The 2,912-nt window shown below is 43.5% G+C and carries 4 protein-coding genes; 2 read left to right on the top strand and 2 right to left on the bottom strand.

Annotation, left to right across the window (positions count from 1 at the left end; genetic code table 11):
• A partial coding sequence (locus IT392_10155; protein MCC6544845.1) for a TIGR02757 family protein occupies window positions 1-686 on the bottom strand: 686 nt, incomplete at its 3' end.
• A gap of 5 nt (window positions 687-691) precedes the next feature.
• Window positions 692-868, bottom strand: a complete 177-nt coding sequence (locus tag IT392_10150) for a hypothetical protein (protein ID MCC6544844.1) — start codon at window positions 866-868, stop codon at window positions 692-694.
• Between the two features lie 321 nt (window positions 869-1,189).
• Between IT392_10150 and IT392_10145 the strand changes: the two genes are divergently transcribed.
• Window positions 1,190-2,224 carry a zinc-binding dehydrogenase gene (locus IT392_10145; protein MCC6544843.1) on the top strand — a complete coding sequence of 345 codons (1,035 nt, stop codon included), beginning with the start codon at window positions 1,190-1,192 and terminating at the stop codon, window positions 2,222-2,224.
• 156 nt (window positions 2,225-2,380) lie between these two features.
• On the top strand, window positions 2,381-2,912 hold a 532-nt coding region (locus IT392_10140), incomplete at its 3' end, for a PAS domain S-box protein (GenBank protein MCC6544842.1).

The following is a 2,912-nucleotide window of genomic DNA, read 5'->3' as shown; positions in this document are numbered from 1 at the left end:
GCCCAGTTTGCTGATTTCCTCTTTGTCATATTCAGCTCCTTACATATCCTGATGATATGGGTATCGAGTGGATAGACAAGGGCCGATGGAGGGATCTGCTTCCACAGTCCAAAGTCAATACCGTCTGATGGACGCACCATCCATCTCAGATACATGTTAAGGCGTTTACATGGGCCGCCGTTTTCTGGCGATGGAATTAACTGAAGTAACCCCCGTGGAGTTATTGATTTACCATATATTGGTGTTGTGTCTATATCTTTTAGATGTCCTGCAAACATGCCAAGTGCTTTTCTTAAAGTGGTTTGATCATTATAGCAAGAGTTAAAGAGGGCGCCTATGGTATTGTGTTTTCTAATAACCTCTCTTAATATGAATATAAATGCCGCTATGTCTGCTCCTTTGCACATGCGATAGTAAAGGCCTTCGAAGCGTTTTATTTCGTTATGAGGTTCAAAGTTGATTACATATTCATAAAGACTACCATCAGCAAAAGAGAGAATCTTGTTAATCACGGGCTTGAATAAACCAATCCGTCCAAAGGCAAGTGAAGAGGCAATAAACCCTGCAAGTTCGATATCCGCAGGGTCATCATAAAGGTGAGGGAATTCGATAGGATCATTTTTGATGTGTGTTTCGAGGCGGGGAGTATCGCAGAGATTGTCCAGGACTTCTTTGAGACGGATCATCTGAGTTAACACTCACCTTCTAAAAGCGACTCGTCGTCTCTCTCCTCAGGAACAGATACCATGAAGAGTTTTTTCACGTGACTACTCTGGCAGAACTCGCAGGATATAGGGGAATCCGGATTTCTAACTATCCCTTCGAACAATACCCCGCAATCCTCGCATCGGAACTGATATGTTTGCATTTCATGTCTCCTTTCCAGTTAGATTATTCTAACACTATGCGGAAGGGTGAGTCAATTCTGACGGGCGAGCATGGGGTCTATATGATCGAGCTATATCACTGTTGTATTATATATAAAATCATGTATAAAGGCAGTGAGAAATGAATAGATTCACCGGGCAAACATGTGTCGGGGTGATAAGGAGAGTTTTCCAAAAGGTTGCTTTTTTGCCTGGAAGTCTTTAATATTTAAGGCGATTCAAAGGGAGATGACTTTATAAAATAGCTAATGAAAAAAGAGACAATGTTGGCACTTGACTAAGAAAGGAGTGGCTTACTATCCATGAAGGCATCAATATTCACTGAATTTGGCGGGCCGGAAAAGCTGCACTATGAAGATGTTCCTGTACCTTCAATCGGTCGCGATGAAGTTCTGGTCCGTGTCAGGGCATGTGGTCTTAATCATCTCGATATATGGGTTAGGCAGGGGATACCAGCGTACAAGCTGACTTTGCCTCATATATCAGGTTGTGATATAGCGGGTGTTGTAGAATGTGTTGGAGATGATGTTGATAAAGGACGTATAAAGCCAGGTGACAGGGTTATTATAGCCCCGGGTCTTAGTTGTTTTAAGTGTTCATACTGTCTTTCCGGCATGGACAATCTTTGTGAAACCTTTCGGATCATTGGTGGTCAGGTGGACGGGGGATATGCTGAGTATGCGAAGGCCCCTGCTATAAATATTATCCCAATTCCTGATGGTATATCATTTGAAGAGGCTGCGGCCTTTCCTCTGACATTCGTCACATCATGGCATATGCTGATAACAAGGGCTGGGCTTGCACCGGGAGAGGATGTACTGATAATCGGTGCTGGAAGTGGTATAGGTTCAGTTGCTGTTCAGATAGCTAAACTTGCCGGTGCCCGCGTTATTGCTACTGCAGGAAGTGATGAAAAGCTTGAACTTGCGAAAAAGCTCGGTGCAGATGAGGTCATCAATCACTCGCGGGATGACTTTTCTCACAGGGTAAAGGAGATTACCTATGGCAGGGGAGTGGATGTCGTGTATGAGCATGCAGGTCCTGCAACGTGGGATAAGAGCATCGCATCGCTTGCAAAAAATGGCAGGCTTGTTACATGTGGTGCGACAACAGGCCCGGAAGTCAAGATTGACCTCAGATTTATTTTCATGCGTCAGCAGACGATTATGGGCTCTGTAATGGGGACTCGCCGTGATTTACTTACGGTTACAAATCTTGTTGGTCAGAAGAAACTGAAACCGGTTATTGATTCTTCTTATCCCTTATCAGAGGCCAGGATGGCCCAGGAGCGTATGCTTAACAGGGAAAACTTCGGCAAGATAATCCTTATTCCGTGAGTGTCATGAAAATATTGAAGGTTTTCACTCAAAAAAAGTCTTTCAAATCCCCCCTTACCCCCCTTTTCTAAAGGGGGGTAACCTGATTTCTCCCTTGAAAGACGGGGGTACCTGATTTCCCCCTTTGAAAAAGGGGGAGTAAGGGGGATTAATTGCATGCTCCTTTGTAAGCCCCTGCTCATAGACATAGCAGCCTCATTTTATTTGACATCAATATCCACCTCTGCTAACATTTCGTTAACTTTTGGAACATTAGCCATGGAAGAACGTATAATTCTTAATTGCATAAGTGACGGTGTCCTGACCATTGACCTTGATGGCAGGATAAATTATGTAAACAAGGCAATGCAGGAACTTCTCGGTTATCCGGACACTGAAATGATCGGCAAACGATGTGAGAATTTTATCAGAAGCAATATATGCGCTACTGAAGATTGCGCTCTGCGCCGCACACTTGCCAGGAGAGAAAGACTATCAAATTATGAGAGCTTCATAGAGAATAGAGAAGGCCGCCGAATACCTGTAAACATCAATACTGATTTACTTTTTGATGAGGCAGGGAGCCTGATTGGGATCGTTGAAGTTTTCAGGGATATTTCCCAGATAAAAGAATTGAAAGAGAGACTCGCGAATGTATATCGCTTCGATAATATTGTTACTAAAAACAAGCGGATGAAAGAGATTATGG

The organism is Nitrospirota bacterium, assembly GCA_020846775.1.
GTDB lineage: Bacteria > Nitrospirota > 9FT-COMBO-42-15 > HDB-SIOI813 > HDB-SIOI813 > RBG-16-43-11.
The sequence above is the reverse complement of the archived record's forward strand: the minus strand, read 5'-3'. Positions and strand labels throughout refer to the sequence as shown.